Genomic DNA, 259 nt, shown 5'->3' with positions numbered 1-259 from the left:
CGTCGGGGCGGCGCGCACGATCTCCGCAACGGGATCAGGTCCGGTCGTCCGGAACAAGGCTTTTAGTACCGCAAGATCGAGCCCTTCATAGCGCAAAGCAAAGGTGAGCTGCGCGTCCAGCGTATTGGCGGGTTGGTGCCGGGGCGTGAAGATGTGCCAGCCATCGGCTTCATAAACCCTGTGGCGCGGACCTATCGCCGCCAGCGTACGCGGTACCGGCACAGCAAGGTCATAGGCTTCGATTAAGGCGGCGTATCCC

1 pseudogene is annotated in these 259 nt (G+C 62.5%); it reads right to left on the bottom strand.

The window, feature by feature from the left end:
* A pseudogene (locus tag R0J92_RS24255) lies at nt 1-259 on the bottom strand (cell filamentation protein Fic); the annotation flags it as partial.

Origin of the sequence: Tritonibacter sp. SIMBA_163, assembly GCF_046535935.1 — a bacterium.
GTDB classification, from domain to species: Bacteria; Pseudomonadota; Alphaproteobacteria; order Rhodobacterales; family Rhodobacteraceae; genus Epibacterium; species Epibacterium scottomollicae.
Note: the sequence above shows the minus strand (reverse complement) of the source record. Positions and strands in the feature narration are given on the sequence as shown.